This is a genomic window from Actinotignum timonense (assembly GCF_030216305.1).
Taxonomy (GTDB): domain Bacteria; phylum Actinomycetota; class Actinomycetes; order Actinomycetales; family Actinomycetaceae; genus Actinotignum; species Actinotignum timonense_A.
In genome coordinates this window covers 142,588-159,878 of the sequence record NZ_JASOKT010000003.1, presented here as the reverse complement: position 1 = coordinate 159,878, position 17,291 = coordinate 142,588, and the positions used below count along the sequence as shown (strand labels likewise).

General features: G+C 55.0%; 15 protein-coding genes. 10 read left to right on the top strand and 5 right to left on the bottom strand.

Annotation, left to right across the window (positions count from 1 at the left end; all coding sequences use genetic code 11):
* Positions 1 to 119 precede the first annotated feature (119 nt).
* Positions 120 to 950: a queuosine precursor transporter gene (locus QP305_RS03405; RefSeq protein WP_284904002.1), complete on the bottom strand. Its 831-nt coding sequence runs from the start codon at positions 948 to 950 to the stop codon at positions 120 to 122.
* A 165-nt stretch (positions 951 to 1,115) separates the two neighbouring features.
* Here QP305_RS03405 and QP305_RS03400 point away from each other — a divergent pair, with 165 nt between their 5' ends.
* On the top strand, positions 1,116 to 1,550 hold the full coding sequence (locus QP305_RS03400; protein ID WP_016442005.1) for a Panacea domain-containing protein: 435 nt from the start codon (positions 1,116 to 1,118) through the stop codon (positions 1,548 to 1,550).
* 60 nt (positions 1,551 to 1,610) lie between these two features.
* Here the strand turns inward: QP305_RS03400 and QP305_RS03395 are convergent, their stop codons facing one another.
* Entirely contained in the window at positions 1,611 to 2,861 is a 1,251-nt protein-coding gene (locus tag QP305_RS03395) for an ATP-binding protein (RefSeq protein WP_284904000.1), read from the bottom strand.
* Positions 2,862 to 3,086: 225 nt separating this feature from the next.
* On the opposite strand from QP305_RS03395, the gene QP305_RS03390 reads away from it, so the two are divergent.
* Complete coding sequence (locus QP305_RS03390; RefSeq protein ID WP_016442007.1) at positions 3,087 to 3,470, top strand: TM2 domain-containing protein; 384 nt, start codon at positions 3,087 to 3,089, stop codon at positions 3,468 to 3,470.
* A 14-nt stretch (positions 3,471 to 3,484) separates the two neighbouring features.
* Positions 3,485 to 4,105, top strand: coding sequence for a hypothetical protein (locus tag QP305_RS03385; RefSeq protein ID WP_284903999.1), 621 nt, complete (start codon positions 3,485 to 3,487; stop codon positions 4,103 to 4,105).
* Here QP305_RS03385 and QP305_RS03380 read toward each other — a convergent pair.
* Positions 4,102 to 4,872: a DUF4261 domain-containing protein gene (locus tag QP305_RS03380; RefSeq protein ID WP_284903997.1), complete on the bottom strand. Its 771-nt coding sequence runs from the start codon at positions 4,870 to 4,872 to the stop codon at positions 4,102 to 4,104. The genes QP305_RS03385 and QP305_RS03380 overlap by 4 nt on opposite strands.
* Before the next feature lie 173 nt (positions 4,873 to 5,045).
* Between QP305_RS03380 and QP305_RS03375 the strand changes: the two genes are divergently transcribed.
* Together QP305_RS03375 and QP305_RS03370 are read left to right on the top strand one after the other, a co-directional pair.
* Entirely contained in the window at positions 5,046 to 5,501 is a 456-nt protein-coding gene (locus QP305_RS03375; RefSeq protein WP_284903995.1) for a helix-turn-helix domain-containing protein, read from the top strand.
* A 539-nt stretch (positions 5,502 to 6,040) separates the two neighbouring features.
* Entirely contained in the window at positions 6,041 to 6,400 is a 360-nt protein-coding gene (locus tag QP305_RS03370; protein WP_284903993.1) for an excisionase family DNA-binding protein, read from the top strand.
* Between the two features lie 146 nt (positions 6,401 to 6,546).
* Here the strand turns inward: QP305_RS03370 and QP305_RS03365 are convergent, their stop codons facing one another.
* Positions 6,547 to 7,620 carry an XRE family transcriptional regulator gene (locus QP305_RS03365; RefSeq protein WP_350309594.1) on the bottom strand — a complete coding sequence of 358 codons (1,074 nt, stop codon included), beginning with the start codon at positions 7,618 to 7,620 and terminating at the stop codon, positions 6,547 to 6,549.
* Between the two features lie 53 nt (positions 7,621 to 7,673).
* The gene (locus tag QP305_RS03360; protein ID WP_284903990.1) at positions 7,674 to 8,375 is read right to left on the bottom strand and encodes a hypothetical protein; all 702 of its coding nucleotides are present in this window, start codon (positions 8,373 to 8,375) and stop codon (positions 7,674 to 7,676) included.
* A 179-nt stretch (positions 8,376 to 8,554) separates the two neighbouring features.
* Between QP305_RS03360 and QP305_RS03355 the strand changes: the two genes are divergently transcribed.
* The 5 genes from QP305_RS03355 to QP305_RS03335 all read left to right on the top strand — a co-directional run bounded on the left by QP305_RS03355 (position 8,555) and on the right by QP305_RS03335 (position 17,105).
* On the top strand, positions 8,555 to 11,305 hold the full coding sequence (locus QP305_RS03355; RefSeq protein ID WP_284903989.1) for a DNA methyltransferase: 2,751 nt from the start codon (positions 8,555 to 8,557) through the stop codon (positions 11,303 to 11,305).
* Between the two features lie 2 nt (positions 11,306 to 11,307).
* A complete protein-coding gene (locus tag QP305_RS03350) occupies positions 11,308 to 13,437 on the top strand; it encodes a DEAD/DEAH box helicase (protein WP_284903987.1) in 2,130 nt (709 codons plus the stop codon).
* Positions 13,437 to 14,300, top strand: coding sequence for a hypothetical protein (locus QP305_RS03345; protein ID WP_284903985.1), 864 nt, complete (start codon positions 13,437 to 13,439; stop codon positions 14,298 to 14,300). Before QP305_RS03350 ends, QP305_RS03345 begins: the two co-directional genes overlap by 1 nt.
* Positions 14,301 to 14,306: 6 nt before the next feature.
* Positions 14,307 to 14,708 carry a GIY-YIG nuclease family protein gene (locus tag QP305_RS03340; RefSeq protein WP_284903984.1) on the top strand — a complete coding sequence of 134 codons (402 nt, stop codon included), beginning with the start codon at positions 14,307 to 14,309 and terminating at the stop codon, positions 14,706 to 14,708.
* 150 nt (positions 14,709 to 14,858) lie between these two features.
* Positions 14,859 to 17,105 carry an AAA family ATPase gene (locus tag QP305_RS03335; protein ID WP_284903983.1) on the top strand — a complete coding sequence of 749 codons (2,247 nt, stop codon included), beginning with the start codon at positions 14,859 to 14,861 and terminating at the stop codon, positions 17,103 to 17,105.
* The last annotated feature ends 186 nt before the right edge of the window (positions 17,106 to 17,291 follow it).

Sequence of the window (17,291 nt, the reverse complement as noted above, 5' to 3'; positions counted from 1 at the left end):
CACGCTCTCACCTTTCTGTTGCGGTGCGGTTCTTGTGTGCGGCACGCGCGTTATGCCCGGGCGCCGTGCCGCGCGCTCGCGTTGTTTTTAGTACGACGACGCCGCCACCGGCCCGCTGCCTATCGTAAGCCTTCGTGGCGTTTCACCACACCAACCACGGCGTAGGTCAGCGGGAGGAACACCACTTCGATACCGACTTTATAGAGCCACCCCACCAGGGAGAGGTTGACGATGGACCAGAATTCGACGTTGCCGGCCGCGATATCCGCGCCCCAGGCCACGAAGCAGAAAATAATGGTATCCAGCAATTCGCCCACGATGGTGGAGGAAATGAGGCGCACCCACAGGGCGCGTTCCCCGAAGCGGCGCTTGATCCAGACCAGCACGTATGAGTTGGAGAGCTGGCCGAAGAGGAAACCGAAAACGGAGGCCGCCACGAAGCGCGGCACCACGCCGAGCACCGCTTCGAAAGCTTCCTGGTTGGCGTAATCCGGGGCGGGCGGGGCGATCTGCACCAGCCAGAAACAGCAGGAGGCCAGGATCTGCACCCCGAAAGCGAGGATGATCGTGCGGGAGGCGACTTTGAAACCGTAAACCTCCGAAAGAAGGTCACCGATGATGTAGGTGAGCGGGAAGAGCATCGCGCCGCCGTCGAAATAAAGATCAAGACCACCAATATTCAGAGTGATGAGCTTCGTGGCGCCGATATTGGAAATGAGGAGGAAGGAGACGAAGAAAACCGCCACGTACACAAAGAGATGGGAACGGGCGACGTCCGCGAAGCGTGCGGCGGTGCCGGTAGCGCCCGGGGTGGTGGCGGCGGTGCCGGTGGTGTTCGGGCTGACGTTATTCGGGGTGACCAGGCCGTCCGCGAGCGCGGGGGCAGGAGTGGCGGGGTGTGAATCAGGATGCGTGCTGGCGCCGTGCGGCGCGGTGGACTGCGAGCTCATCGTGACCTTTCCATGCGTGTCGAGAAAATATGGTTATGGTGTCCGGCTCTGCCACCGCACGGACGGTCATGATTATAGCGGGATGCGCGCACATGGGCATGCGTATCCAGATATTCCCGCGCAAGACCACTTCCACTAGGATTCAGAAGGAAGGAGGGCACTCGAATGGCATCTATTACACATGTGGCCGGATATATTTTGCAGCGCTGCGGGGATATGACCACCATGAAAATGCAGAAGCTCGCTTTTTACAGTCAAGCTCACTGCCTCGCCACGCGCGGGTATCCTCTTTTCCCGGAGGATTTCCAAGCATGGCGAGGTGGCCCGGTTAGCCCCGCGCTCTTCAACCAGCACCGCGGAAAGTTCATTATCCGCAAGGGCGAACTGGATAGCACGATCACGGCCGATGAAGCGCAAATCGTGAACGAGGTAGTTGATCGCCTTGCCCAGCTCAGCGGCAATCAGCTTTCGGCTCGCACCCATAGCGAGGACCCCTGGAAGAATATGCGGGAAGGGCTTTCACCCATAGAAATTGGAGACCGCCTCATTTCCAAGGAGTCGTTGCAAAGCTACTACAGTCAGCACCCGGTCCTCGGGTAGCGCATTCCCCTCGCCAAAGAATTGGTGAGGGGATTTTTCTGCGATCTTTGGGAGATAGCATCACTGCACTAGAGGACCCATGGTGCTCAAGGGAAGAACGTGAACACCACTTGGCAACGTGAATGCGGTGCGGCCGCCGGTCACCACCGCGAGGAAATCGGGGGCCTTCACCATACGGGCATCGCGCAGCCGGAGTAAATTGCGCTCCCCCGCGCCCACAGCGCGATCCGATTCGCCGAGTTTCACTTCGATGCCGGCCCAGTGTCCATCGCTGAACTCCAGCAGAATATCTACTTCTAGGCCGGTATTATCTCGGTAACCAAAACAGGTGGCACCAATCTGTTCTGCATAGGTGCGGATGTCCCGGACCGCCATTGATTCGAAGATTTGACCGAAATATTCGGGATCATTTGCGAGTTCTTCCGGGGTTGCGCGGAGGGCCGCGAGCGCCAGAGATGGATCGCAGAAATGCAGTTTCGCCTGTTTGCGGAGTCGGGTCTTTGAGCGCAAGGAGCCGCTCCAGGGCGGGAGTTCCTCGACGATGAAAATCCGGGTGAGTGCATCGAGGTAGCTTCGTACGCTTTGCGGGGAGAGCTGGCCGCCGTCCGCGGAAATGTCTTGGGAGAGGGTGGTAGCCGGGGTTTCACTTGCGATATTGCGAGCGAGGGAGCGCAGTAGGCGCCGCACCCGTTCCGGGTCGAAGCGGGCGTCCACCTGCGCGAGGTCCGCATGCGCGATATTGTCCACGTAGTTTTGGACGAATCGGATAAAGGCAGGATTTTGCGAGGAAACAAGGAAGGGCCAGCCGCCTCGCACCGCTTCGGTAGCGAGTTCGGGGTAGCTAAGGGCCCCGGGGACGTGGCGAACCTGTACGGCGGTGCGTAGCTCGCTCAGGGTGATGCGGTCTTCCCGCGGATACGCTTCACCGAGGGCCATGGGGCGCATGCGTACCCGAGAGAGCCTGCCGGCGCCGGTGTGGCGGGTAATCGAATCTGCCGGAGTGGCCGAGCCCGATAAAATAAACTGGCCCGGAGCACGCCGCGCGTCGATTTCATGGCGGATCTCGTTCCAGAGGATCGGGGCGAGCTGCCACTCATCAATAAGCCTGGGAACATTGCCTTCCAGAACTCCCTGAGGATTGAGTTCCGCCAGGCGCTGGTTAGATGCCTGGTCCACGCGAAATTCGGACTTAGCGTGGAATATGCCCGTTTCGGTTTTACCGCAGCCACGCACACCTTCAATCACCACGCCACCCATGATTGCCAGGTCTTGTTGCAGCATTGTATCGACCGCACGCCGAATATAAGCCATGTTTTGAGCGTAGTGACTCCTCGCCACTTTGTCACTTCTGCAAGTCTTTCGCTATCACTATTGCAACCATTTCGTTATCACCTTCGCAAGTATCTCGGTATTATCTTCGGACCGTTGAGAGTCTTGGCATCCACTCTCATGCACAGCAATCCAGCTCACGGGCCCGCCGGCTATACTTTTCGGCAGGAGCTCGTGACATACCGGGCGCAAGGAAAGATTGGATCAATGAGCGCTTTCGAACCGTACCCGCAGCGGGGACCGCAACAGAACCAGCAGTATCCACTTCCGGGGCAGCCGTATCAGGGGCCGGGACAGCCGTACCCCACCGCTCCGGAGGCGTATCCCACAGCCCCGCCCGCTTACTACCAAGAGCCGCAATTCCGCACGGTCAATAAGATCGTTTACGTGCTCCTTGCTTTCTTCCTGGGCGGCTTCGGCGTCCACCGTTTCCTGCGCGGGCAGGTAGGTATCGGAATCTGCATGATTCTCTTTAACTGGCTCACTATCGGCATTTGGGCGCTGGTGGAGTTCATTATCGGCTGCGTGAAGCTCAGCAAGTACCCCGGTGACGATTTCATCTTCACCCAGAGCGGGGATTGGATTTACTAAGAAAGGGGTAGCTTGTGGACACGATTCGTCTCACCTTTGACGCGGAGAATGACATCGTCACCCTAGAAACGGCTGACACCACCCTGGAAGCTGATTTCCCACCTCGCGATAAATATGACTTCGAAACGGGCGCAAAAGTATCCGTCATTGTCTCTGCCATGATGCACGCCTTGTCCCTGGATCCTAATACCAGCAATGCGGAAAAGGACTTGTGGTGGCGCCTGGACGTTAACCCCGAGGACATTCTCAACCACTACAAGAAGGAGAGTGACTGGGATACCACGTTCTCCTTTACCTTCGTTGGTAAAAATCCCCACGAGAAACGGGACGGGTGCATCCAACACGTATATATCGATGATGGGAGCGGAGATATTCGGGCCTTCGCGGATAGTTCTCCTGAAGATAAGTGGAACGATGATTACGAGACCATCGGCTACACGAATCGGAATTCCTATTTCTGCCCCGATTCAAAACTGGGATTCACCATGAATGAAGGGCTCAAACTCGGGTACAAAGCCATCGATTATTGGATGGTTCGTGCCACTACCGGGCCGGATAGCGGCCAGTGGAAGCTGGAGTTCCGCCTACCCACCGTCTGGAAACGTCCGCCGCTACAGCCATTGGGCTGGCATTAGTACACCAACCGCAGCGTGGGGGTGTCGCCGTCGCGGCTCTGGGCAATGGCGATGGACTCATCAGCGGCGGTGCCCAGAGTTTGCCCTGGCATGAGGGTTGCGCCGTCGGAAATAATATATCCGGCGGTGTTCGCGAGCAGTTCGTACACGGCCTCGCGCGGGCGGTGACTGTCCTTCACCTCGAGGTCGAGGTGCCCGAAAAGCGGCAGGCCCACGGTGCGCCCGGATACTACCTCGCCGGCGCGCATCGGCACGTAAATCCACAGTAGGAACGGGTCTGCGGCGTCGATCCGGTAACCGGTCACCACATCGGCGGGGTAGATGATGCCCAGCTCGGGGCGCGCCATGCCCACCGCGGCTTCCTCGCCCATGAGCGAGCGGATCACGGCCGTGTACACCCGGTGCAGCGTGTGCATGGAGGTACGACGACGCGCCGCGAACTCGTCACTCACCGGGTCGGGCATGTCCTCCCCGGAGCGCGCCATATCGGAGAAAAACGTCATCATAATGTGGAAAGCGTGCGGCGGGGTGGCGCCCTCCAGCGCGGCCGGCCCGGACACGGGCGTGAGCAACACCGTCACACCACTGGCCAGAAAATTGAAGACCTGCCCGCCGGGGAGCTCATCCAGGTGGACATCGAGGGCCTGGCCGTCCACTTCCACGCGTTCCAACGCCGCGCGCACGTCAATCGGCGCACTAAAAAGGGCGACGGCGCCCAGGTGGTCAGGGGCAACAGGATGAATAGCGGACACCGGAACTTGAGCCATGTGCCCTATCGTAGCGGCTTGGCCAAGGTGGGCGCGATGCGGGGAATCTCCCCGGGGCTGATGCGGGTTTCCTTTTTGCGCGCGTGCCGGTGCGGCTTCGCAGAAATACAGTCTTCCCTCCCCACGCGAGGCCCACTACACTGGAAACGAAAGAAACGAAAAGGAGGTGTGATGTGACCACTGTTTCACATGATGACAAAATCGCGCAGATTGATCCGGAGATCATGGATCGAATCCGCCGGCTTCTCGCTAAGTCACGCAGGGTTGGATTGACCTTTGACGGCGTCACTATCGAAATTCCGCCGCTGCTGCGCGCGCAGATTTCGATGGCTGTGCAGGAGGAACCTAATGGGGATAGGGAAATCTCCACTCAGGAAGCTGCCGATCTGTTGAATATGACCCGCCCAACCGTAGTGAAGCTATGCGAAGAAGGTGCAATACCGTTCCGGAAAATCACCACCCATCGCCGGCTCTGGCTCTCGGATGTTCTGAATTACCGCGAGAAGCAGCGGCAGCAAACTCGCGAAGCCCTTGATGCTCTCATGGCGGATTCCTACGCCATGGGCGATTACGACGAAGACCCCGAAGTCATCGCCCAGGCAATCCGGGAGATGGGCAGTGGCAACTAATGCGCGCGGCGTTTCTCGATGCTTGCGCGATCGTCCCCTCGCTCCTGCGAGACGTTCTCTTTGAGATCGCCTTCATCGGAATATATCGTGTCTCTTGGTCACCCGGAGTAGAAATAGAATTGATCAGGACTGTCTCGCGGTTGCGGAGGGAACGCGGAATTCCCATACCAGCAACTATTGAGTATTCCGCCCGTCTGCTGCACCAAATGAATCATGCCTTTCCAGTAGCGCGAGTCGAGATTCTTGGTGACTCGATAGGGAATTATGGCGATCTACCTGATCTCGGTGATGCACATATTATTGAGGGCGCTCTACGAAGCGAATCAGATGTGATCGTCACGTTCAACCTCAAAGACTTTCCGTCTGCGCTTCTCCACGGAAGTGCTCAAATACCTTCCGCTTTAGAAGTCATAGGATTCCATGCACGGTCGACGAGTGGGCTACTTTTCGGCCGTCGCTTACAGAGACAGTCTTTCCTACCCACCCGCCCGGGCAAGGCCAGTTACAGCAGAAACGAAAGAAACAAAAGGAGGTGTGCCGTGACGACTTCAGATGATCAGAAAAATGCTCAGGCAGATCTGGAGACGATAGTCGTGCAGGAGGAACCGGATGGAGATAGGGAAATCTCCACTCAGGAAGCTGCCGATCTGTTGAATATGACCCGCCCAACCGTAGTCAAGCTATGCGAAGAAGGCGCTATACCGTTCCGCAAAATTACCACCCATCGCCGGCTCTGGCTCTCGGATGTTCTGAACTATTGCGAAAAGCAGCGGCAGGTGGCAAAGGAAGCGTTGGACGACATCTCGGATATTACGTACGAGCTGGGTCTTTATGACCAGACTCCCGAGGATGTCGAAGTAGCGATGCGCGAACTCCGCAAAATCCGTAAAGGCTCCTAAATGGGCGCGGCTCGCACATCCCCGCCGGAGATGCAAACACGAAGTAATTCACTCTTGAACGCACACAGACTTGCGTGCTACGGTCAAGCCAATAGTTCAGCCCGCCCAAGTTTTCTTGGTGTGGGCTGATCCTCTTTTCACTCAGCTTATCTCCGGCGCAGCTGGATAACCTGCGATTCGCCACCGTCACCGAACTTGTCCACAGTGGCGGTATCGGCATCGGAATCAAGATGCAGCCAAGAGTTGACCCATTCCGGTTTGAGCCCCAATGCTTCGGACATCTTAAAAGCCAGGGCTTTCTTGCCGAATACTCGCTCCGCCGCTTGCCTGAACAAGGAAGGCTTTTCCGGAGGGACAATCACCGGCTCGCGTTTGCGCCAGCCGGCGTTAGCCAGCTGAATCTGCAGACTCCGGAAACGGTGCTGGGTAATGATCCCCAGGCGCTGGGCACGCACGGCTGTGGCCGCCACACTGATTCCGTATACTCGCCGGATATCCAGCAAGCCACGTAGCGGTGTCGTTTCATTAATACGCGCCCGCGCCACGGACTCCGGAAGCAAAAGTGCCCCCGCGAAATCGTAGGCACGGCGTTCTTGCGGAGCGCGAGTAGAAGGAATCGGCTGACTAAGGCCCTGATCGAATAGAAGGTGACCAAGTTCGTGAGCGAGCGTGAGGCGCTGGCGCGCACCCTCCGTACGATGCACAATACTGATCGCAGGGCGAGTATTTTCCCTACTGGGCAGAGAAATCGCGAGGTGCCCGGCGTCTTCGGCATCCTCCAGTAAAGGGTACACCACAGCAACCCCAAGAAGCCCGAGGATATGAGTGACATTCTGAATCGGCTCCGTGGCACTGAGTCCGAGAACCCTGCGAGTTTGTTCAGCGGCCTGTTCCACACCCAAGCCTGCGGCAAGCAAATCGGTACTGGGGAAATCGAGGTACCCAGATTCTCGCGAGAGCGCATCCCAGGCGCGGTTGACTTCTCGCGCGAGCTGATTGACCTTGCGCTCAGCGGTGACCGTGGCGGTACTAGATTTACGGAAAGTCGCGGTTGCGTTGGCAAACTTTGAATCGTCTACCGCAAAGAAGGATAGTGGCACGTGGAAGCTCTGCGCTGCCCGCACCGCGTGCTCCTCTGAAAGCATGTTTTCTTTCCGGAGCACCTTGGAGATAAAGGATTGGCTCACGCCCAGCAGGTCACTAAGATCCTGCTGACTCACTCCCGTGATATCTTTCAGAGCTCGAAGCCTCTCGGCTCTAACCCAGCCGTCCACTATTGGCCGCACTCCAATTCTCCGTTTGCCGGACTATCGTTTGGCTGCCTCCCATAATAGTCGTAGCCATTGTCTTCGCTGGCGTACTGCCACTTTTCTTCTTCACTCACTGCAATTCCCGTAGAAATAGGGATTGATACCCATGTACGTATCGGAATCCGATTTTCTCCAGGACCTGTAATCATTACCAAGCGGCATTTACAACCTTCGATTTGACCATTTTGATCCAGATAATCCCAGTAGAAGATGAATTTATAAGGATTTTCGGGTGGCAGAGGTTCAAGATCGATAGGTAAACCTATCGCAACTTGAACCTCTGCGGAATTGCATTTCTCCCGTTGGTTACCAAGATACTTTTCGGTAGCCAAGGTCGAATCGTTTGAGCGTTCTTTCAACATCCGAACTTCAACGCCCCATTCAGGCTTCACGAGTAACAGCTCTTCTAAGCACTGCGACTTGCCCCGAATCTGCCATCCTTCGAGCCACTGAGAGCGCTCCAAGTAGTCGCGAAGTTCACTTCGAATTATTAGCCCAAAAGTATGCGGATGCTCTTTGCGAGATAATCCAGCTAATCGAATCCCCATATTCGCGAACGCTGCCGCCATACCGTTACTAAGAACCTCGTTGAGTTCATCAAAAACACCGCGAGCAAGACTGTAAACCTCGTCAAAGGGATCCCGACCGAAGCTATTACTACTCATGGTTCTATTATAACCATAGATGTAATACCTTTGCGCACGACCCCACAGCGAGTCTCCATCCCAGCGTACATGACATAGATGACCGATTTTCTGTCGCAAGCCCCCTCTAAGATAGGAACGTACCGCCCGAGCCGCAGCACCCGCGCCGCGCCCGGGCCCGTCCGCGAAAGGAGCCGGCCGTGGCCATCACTCTCCAGAGTATTGAGGAGAACGTCAAGAAACTCACCTCCCGTGCGCCCTTCACCCGCGATTTCTTCTTCGACCTCCTCCTCGCGTACGGCATCTCCAAATCCAGCGTCACCCGCCTGCGTTCCACCACCGCCAGCTCGCTCAACGTCGCGGCGAACCCGGATCGCGATATCGTATGGAAAAACAAGATCTACCTGGCCGAAACCAGCCGCGACCTCATAGCCACCGCACAGGAAATGAAAACCAGCGATGCCGCGCTCCGTTTCAATACCCGCTTCGTCATCGCCACGAATTACGAATCCCTCGCCGCAATTGACACCAAAACCGGCGATTCCCTCAGCATCCCCCTCGCCAAACTCGCCAGCGATTTCACCTTCTTCCTCCCCTGGGCGAATATGGAGAAACAGCACTTCTCCTCGGATACCCACGCGGACCGCCGCGCCGCCGAACACATGAGCAAGGTGTACGACGAACTCCTCGCCGCCAACCCCAACCTCTTCCATGAGGACAAATCTCCCCACAGCCTCAACATCTTCTTCACCCGCCTCCTCTTCTGCTTCTTCGCGGAGGACACCGGCATCTTCACAAAAGGCCAGTTCACCAGCGCGGTCGGCTCGCACACCCAGCGCGACGGCTCCGACACCGCCGCATTCCTCACCGCACTTTTCCACGCGCTTGACACCCCCAACGCGTCCGATAAACCCGTCTACTTGCAGAGCTTCCCCTACGTCAACGGTCGCCTTTTCCGCATTAATAACGACGACGCCGCCTCTTTGACAGTCCCCCAATTCACCAAGCACGCGCGCGATTCACTCCTGGAGCTCGGCACCCTGGATTGGTCAGAAATCAACCCGGATATTTTCGGCTCCATGTTCCAAGCGGTGGTGGATAAGGACCAGCGCGCCAACCTGGGCCAGCACTACACTTCGGTCCCCAATATCCTCAAAACAATCAAGCCGCTCTTCCTGGATGAACTCTGGAACGAATACGACAAAGCCTGCGAATCGGTACCGCGGCTCAAGAAACTCCTCGCAAGAATTTCACAAATCAAGCTTTTTGATCCGGCCAGCGGCAGCGGCAACTTTTTAGTTATCGCATATAAGGAATTGCGCAAGCTTGAGCATGCCATCCTGGATCGCATCGATTCTCTTTCTTCGGCGGGCCGCTGGGGCCTGCTCGGCATGGGTGAGGAAGAAAAGCTCGGCGCTGCCACCCTGGGCTTTGGTTCCTCGGTTATCAATATCGAGAACTTCTACGGCATCGAAATTGACGACATCTCCGTGGAGATGGCCATCCTGTCCCTCTGGATCGCCAAACACCAGATGAACCAGGAGTTCAAAGCCAAGTTCGGCCTAGATATTTCGCTGATCCCCCTCAAGGAAACCGGGCACATTGTGCACGGCAATGCCACCCGCATCGACTGGAACGAGGTCTGCCCCAACAACGGCACCGACGAAATTTATTTAATCGGAAACCCACCCTATGTAGGATCCAGCATGCAGTCGGCCAGCCAGAAGGAGGATCTGGCCCTCTATTTCGATGAACAAAAGTACTCGAAGAACCTTGACTACATCTCACTTTGGTTCCTCAAGGGTGCTGATTACATTCGAGGCACTGCCGCTCAACTGGCTTTCGTGAGTACCAACTCCATTACCCAGGGCGATCACGTCGGTCTCCTCTTCCCCTTTGTTCTTACCGGCGGCATCGAAATCAGCTATGCCTACACGTCGTTCAAGTGGAGTAATAACGCCTCTCACAATGCTGGGGTGACCGTCATCGTTCTCAGCCTCCGGAATGCTTCGAATGCTCCCAAACGCCTATTTAGTGACGGGATTGAGAAACCGGTCAAGCATATTAATGCCTACCTCGCTGAAGGTGACGATGTCATTATTACTAAGCATCGGCAGCCACTCTCATCCGGATTTCCACCCATGGCATACGGCTCTAAACCAACTGATGGCGGGCATTTGATTCTCGAACCCGCGGACGTAGAAAAGCTCCTCACCAACTATCCTGAATCCGAAAAATTCATCAAGCACTATGTAGGAAGTGCCGAATATATCCGTGGAAACGACAGATTTTGTTTGTGGATAGATGACGATTGCGTCGCCGAGACACAGCACATTCCCGCCATTGCGAAACGGCTCGAACGTGTCCGAGCTGAACGGCTGCAGAGCAAAGCTCCCAGCACAGTGGAATTTGCTGAGCAACCACACAGATTTAAGCAACGGTCCTATAAGCCCACGGATTCGATTATCGTTCCAAGTGTTTCTTCCGAACGGCGTGAGTACGTTCCCGTCGGGTACCTCGATGCGAACACAGTGATTTCAAACCTGGCATTCGCTGTTTATGATGCTGAACCTTGGCTGTTCGCCTTGCTGACCTCGAAGATGCACATGGCCTGGCTGCGAGCAGTTGGCGGCAGATTAGAAACCCGGCTACGTTACTCGAATACCTTGGTTTATAACACTTTCCCCGTGCCAGAGTTGTCGGCGTCGTCGAAAGAAGAACTCACGAAACGTGCGCTACGCGTACTCGATGTACGCGAATACCACTGCGAAAAAACACTCGCGGAACTCTACGACCCGGACCTCATGCCACGCAACCTCCGCGAAGCGCACGAAAAAATTGACGAAGCGGTCGATAGACTTTACAAGAGCACCCCGTTCGCATCCGATGAGGAACGCCTCGCGGTGCTGTTCGCGAAGTATCAACAGATGATCGAAGCAGAAGGGAAATAGCCGTGGCCACCGAAAACGTTGTCGACGTGACCTATGCGCAAACCGGGAAATCGGTTGCCACTGATGAGCTCGGGATGCGGGAAATGCAGGCTCGTGCCTATGAACAGCGCGCCTCCCAGTACCTGCTCATCAAGGCGCCGCCCGCTTCCGGGAAATCGCGTGCGCTCATGTTTATTGCGCTTGATAAGCTCTTCAACCAGGGCCGGCGCAAGGTCATCGTGGCGGTACCCGAACGCTCCATCGGTGCGTCCTTCGCGCCCACCGACCTCACTACCTACGGCTTCTTTGCGGATTGGGACGTCAAAGCCGCGAACAACCTGTGCACACCCGGCAGCAACGAATCGAAAGTCGCCGCATTCCTGCGTTTCCTGGAAGGGCCGGACGCCACGCTCGTCTGCACGCATGCCACCCTGCGTTTCGCCTTTGAACAGGCCAAACCCGAGGATTTCAACGGCTGCGTGATCGCGATTGACGAATTCCATCACGTCTCCGCGGACCTAGACAACAACAGGCTCGGCTCCGTGCTGCACGCCATTATGGAGCAATCCGACGCGCATATCATCGCCATGACCGGCTCCTACTTCCGCGGGGACTCCGTGCCCGTGCTGGATCCGAAAGACGAAGCGAAATTCACGCCCGTCACCTTCAACTATTACGACCAGCTCAACGGCTACCAGTACCTGAAAACGCTGGGGATTGGCCACCACTTCTACCAGGGTCGTTACACCGACGCCATCGCGGAAGTGCTGGACCTCGACAAGAAAACTATTCTGCATATCCCCTCCGTGAACTCCGGGGAATCCACCAAGGATAAGTACGAAGAAGTCGGGAAGATCCTCGATATTATTGGCGAGGTGCTTTCGCCCGAAGAGGTTGCGCAGGTAGAGCCGCGTTTCCCCGGGGACGACTGCATGATCTTCGTGCGGCGGCGTGATACCGGTGCCGTGCTGCGTGTGGCCGATCTTGTGGATGATAGTGATGAGAAAGCGCGCGCTAAGACCCTGGTGTATTTGACCGATGTGGCCGCGAAGAATCGCGACGCTGCTGACATCATCATCGCGCTCGGCATGGCAAAAGAAGGTTTCGACTGGCCTTTCGCGGAACACGCCCTCACGGTTGGTTACCGCGCCTCGCATACCGAACTCATCCAGATTATCGGGCGCGTCACCCGCGATAGTCCCGGGAAAAGCCACGCGCAATTCACCAACCTGTTGGCCGAACCGGATGCCACCCAAAACGAAGTGACGCTCTCCGTTAATAACGTGCTGAAAGGCATCACCGCGGCACTGCTCATGGAGCAGGTACTTGCCCCGAACTACAACTTCCGGGCCAAGCGCAACACGGACGAAACCCCAGATCCCGGCACCCTGGAAGTCAAGGGCCTGGTGGAACCGTCTACCAAGCGCGCCAAGGAGATTATCGCCACCGGTATCGATGACCTGAAGGCCAATATTTTGCAAGATGATCAGGTGGCGCGGGCCGCGGCCGGGGCTGCGGAACCCGAAGTGATCAACAAGGTGCTTATCCCGCGCATCATTCGCCAAACCTACCCGGACATCACTGAGAAAGAAGTCGAGCAAATCCGCCAGCAAGTGGTGGTCTCCTCCGTGATCAAATCTGGCGAAGTGCGGACCGTGGGCGACCGGCGTTTCGTGGAAGCGGGGAACAAGTTCGTGGATATTGATGAGATCAACATCGACCTCATCGAATCCATCAACCCCTTCCAGAAGGCCTTCGAAGTGATGTCCAAGCAGGTCTCCAGCCCGGTGCTGCGCATCATCCAAGATGCCATTGCCGCTACCCGCATCACCCTGAAGCCCGAAGAAGCAATGGAGATGTGGCCCGCAATCACCGACTGGGTCAAGGTCAATGGCCGCCGCCCGGACGTGCGCAGCGACGACCCCACCGAGAAACTGTACGCCGAAGGCCTGCTCATCCTGCAACGTGAAAAAGCAAAGCATGATGCTGAGAAAGCGGCGGCAGAAGCGGCCGCAGAAGCTGCGGCTGAAGCTGAGGCTGGGGTGGAGCAGAGCGAACCCGCAGCAATGCGCAGCGGCGGCAAGCACGCCGAAGATGTGCCGGTGCCGGCACGTACCGCGAGCGCCGATGCTTCCCAGGAGGATGAGAACTAGTGGCTGATTTCGATTTTGAAGCAGAATTCGCGAAGATCCTCGCCTCCGATACCGAAGGGTTGCTTGACGCCCCTCCGGCCCCGCGGCGTTTCACCAGCGAAGACCGGCTAGAACGCGCCTTCCTGGAAATCGTGGACTTCCGCGCCAAAGAAGGGCGCGAACCTGATCCGCACACCCGCGCTATCGGAGAACGCAAGCTCGGGGCGCGCCTGGAAGGAATCCGTGCCGATCCCGAAAAGCTAGAAAAGCTCAAGGACCTCGACACTGAATTCGGGCTACTCACCCGCGAAGAAGCCCCGCAGAGCATCGACGATGTTCTGGCCTCCGATGAGTTCAACCTCCTGGACGACGGATACGGGATCACCGATGTGTCCCGGCTCCCCGCTGCGCCGCCGCGGACTAATGCAGCGCCGGACTACGTGGCGAAGCGCGTGAAAGCAAAAGAGTTTGAGAAGTTTGAGCCGCTTTTCAAAGCGAAGCATGCACAGCTATCAGCCGGGGTTGTGGAGCAGAAGCCTTATAAGAGCATAGAAACGGGAATCAACGTGATTCGGGACGGACTGTATTTCGTCCTGAACGGTGTTATGGGATACGTCGACTCCGAAGGCGAGGACGAAAAAACTGTCACCAGTGCCGGCAAAACGATTACCAGGCAGCGTCTTCGGGTTATTTTTGAAAACGGAACAGAATCCGATCTCTACCGCCAATCCCTCGCGGGACGAATGGCTGAAGAAGACGGCCGGATCATCACCCAACCCGCCGATATTGCTTACGATCTTGCCTACGCCGAGCCCTCTGCGGACGTTGAGGCATCTAGTGAAATTGCCAGCGAAGCTTCCCCGGACGAAACTCCAACCGGGTGAATCTACGTGCTTCGCTCGCTCTCCACAGATCCGCAGATCTCCAGCCTGCGCAACCTCCACAAGATTGGGTTCTCGCGCGGACCGGTAGAAAAGCGCATCGCCGGCGCGGAACAATCACCTACATACCTCATGGCGCCCGTCGAAATCGTGGACACGTACGTGACCTACGATGTGAACGCCGCGAAACTTGAGCACCTGCTCCACCAGATCTTCGCGGACGTAAAAGTATCGCTCTCGCAAATCGATAGCGAGGGTAAAAACTACGACCCAAGCGAATGGTTCATCGTCCCGCGCGAAGCCATCGCCACCGCCGTCGAACTTATTCAAAACGGGGAAAACACCCGGTACCGCTATGACAAGGGGAGCGAGAGTTTTATACGTCTAGCTATCGACCGAGCCCTCTCATAAGGAGCCTAACCAAAATGAAATTCCTTTCTATTTTTCATTTGAATATTCACTTCGGAACTGTTTTTCATATCGTTGCAAATAACAGCACGGCACTCAAACAACCAACCGCCCAATAAACGATCCTCACCCCATCTGTAGGCTAGGAGAATCATGATTAAAAACATCATCCTTGAAGGTTTCCCCTGTTTCGCCGTCGATGCCGGACTCAACAACCTCGAAGCTATTAACCATATCTATGGACCAAACGGCTCGGGCAAAACAACAATAAGTGAGTTTTTGACAACTTTATCGCCTGAAGGTAACCAAGCAGTCCACTGGGAAGGTGATCCTGATACAATTCGCGTATATAATAGGAATTACGCTCGATCCGTCTTTGCGAGACCGGAAGGTGAAGAACCTGGTGTATTTCTTCTCGGCGAAGACAGCGCTGAAACCCTCAAGAAAATTGACGACCTCACGGAAAAGCAAAATGAACTAAACGAAAAATTAGCGAATTATAAAGCCGACCACACCAACACCGCTGATGAATTAGAGACCGAAAAGAAGGCCCTGCAAGAAAAAATTTGGGAACGGCTCGATTCAATCCCCGATGTTTTAAGGCAAAAAATGCCGAAAACAAAAGGAAATAAAAGGAAATGCCTCGAAGAAGCTCTGCGTGTAGCGTCCGAACCTTATAACCCTCAAGACGGAACCTTTGACAGTCTCGAAAAAATGGCAAACGACCTAAACCAAATGAGCGAAACTGAAAGTGCCATTAGCACCTTCCCGGGCCCTCCCTCGGCCTTTCGGAATGCACAAGGCTTCTATTCATTGCTCAGTAAACCGATCGTCGGGAGCGCTGACGTTCCGCTATCTGCATTGGTTAATTCCCTCTCAAATTCCGATTGGGTTAGGGAGGGAATTGACTACCTTAATGATCAACACAATACCAATAACATTTGCCCATTCTGCCAACAAGAAGTTTCAGAAGAATTAAAATCTAAGATTGAGAGCCTATTCGACGCCACTTACCGAAACGCTATCGCCGCCATTCAAAGCTTCAGGCCAATTTTAGATTCCGCACATCAGGAAATTACGGCTTACGAAAGGGAACATGTTGGAAAACTAGCTCGTTTCGCACCGGTCGATCACGTTACTTTAGTTTTCGAGAATATAAAAAGCGCAATACGCCAATTGCAAAGCAGCCTCACACAAAAACTTGCAAGCCCTTCAACGCCAATCGCCCCGGCAATGATCACTGATAAATACGATGCGCTGGATCGACTCGTAACTGAGGCCAATCTCGATATTAGTAATTTAAATGACCGGTGGCAGAATTCGGAAAAAGAATGGGAAAGAATCCAAACGCAATCCTGGAAATTCTTCGTGAATGAACGCCTCAAGGATCTAATCGACTCGTTTAATCATTCGGAGGAAAGGCTAAATAAAAAGCTTGCAGGGCTCTCCGGGAAGATTAATAGATTAGACTCCGACCTTACCGAGATAAGCAACAATTTAAAGGATCTTCACTCGCGTTCAACCTCAAGTCAGCGCACAATCGACCTAATAAACAGTCTCCTCGAGGATGCACGTTTTCGGAGTTTTAAACTCTGTTCTGCTTCCGGAAATTCGGATGGCTACAAGTTAGTCCGACCGAATGGCAATCTGGTTGATATTGAATCATTAAGCGAAGGGGAGCGAACCTTCATCACATTCTTGTATTTCTACCACTCCCTATTTTCCGTTAAGCAGGATGACGAAACGGACCACATAGTCGCCGTAATTGATGACCCTATTTCAAGCCTCGACTCTGAGATTATGTTCGTTGTTTCCTGGCTCATCAGACGACTTATCGAACAAGTTAAAGAAGGAACGCATGACCGCGTGAAGCAGCTCATTATCCTCACACATAATAGACGCTTTCATAATGAGCTTTGTGTACAATATAGAAATCAAAATCCAAAAAATGTAGCTTTTTATCGAATTCGTAAACTTTCACCCAGCCCAAATCGTATTCAGGGACCCGAGAAAAGGAATCCTATCCGCAACTCTTACCAGGAGCTCTGGGACGAAGTGGCAATTGCAAAGTCTAGTCCACATCGCGTAAAACCCTGGCTCCCCAACGTTCTTCGTAGGATTCTAGAGACGTACTTTGTAGATCTTGTTGGCCTGCAGAACTTAAATTACCTTGGAGAAGATCTCCCGCTCGAGGAACAGGTAATGCATAAGGCCCTTATTGCCTGGACTAACACTGGGTCACATTCCATTATAGAGGCAGACGACTATCTACCCGAATCGGAAAATACCGATCTTTGGTTAGAGCTTTTTAAGAATGTTTTTTACAAAGAGGCGAATGGCGCGCACAAGTATCACTACGACATGATGATGGCACGAACGGAGAATAATGGTAAATCCTAAGTTTGCCTCCAAAGAACGCGTTACAATGAAAGTTTTCATATACGGCCAACGGCGCTCTTCCTCGCCCTTAGGCAGGTCCAGTTCGTGCGCTGTACCGGCCTGGATCAGGGCTGACGACGGACTGCCATTAGCAACTAATTTTCTATTAACCCGAGGGCCATAGCAAAGAACAACCGTGGCGGGGCC